We start from the raw sequence: 323 nt of genomic DNA, 5'->3' as shown, positions 1-323 counted from the left end.
CACGGTGCTGCTCGCCGAGCCCGCGGGCGGGGGCTGGCACGCCGCCATCGACGGCCGCCCGGCGCGGTCGCGGACCCTGGACGGCTGGGCGCAGGCCTACGACGTCCCCGCCTCGGGCGGCACCTTCACACTGCACCGCGGCATGCTGCTGCGCCACCTGTGGGTGACCGCGCAGGGCATGGCACTCGTGCTGGTCACCGTGCTCGCACTGCCGTCCGCCGCGTGCGTCGAACGCCGGCGCGGTCGCCGTCGTCGTGGTGGTCACGCTCGTACGGCCGGTGGCGGGGTCGATGCTTCGGTCAGGGTTGGGGTGATGAGTGGGG

General features: G+C 75.2%; 1 protein-coding gene. It reads left to right on the top strand.

Annotated elements, in window-relative coordinates; genetic code table 11:
* Nucleotides 1–323 (top strand): hypothetical protein (locus tag ACFFNX_RS52270; protein ID WP_378213932.1); only part of this gene is annotated, 323 nt, incomplete at both ends.

The organism is Actinoallomurus acaciae (assembly GCF_042429965.1).
GTDB lineage: Bacteria > Actinomycetota > Actinomycetes > Streptosporangiales > Streptosporangiaceae > Actinoallomurus > Actinoallomurus acaciae.
The sequence above is the reverse complement of the archived record's forward strand: the minus strand, read 5'-3'. Positions and strand labels throughout refer to the sequence as shown.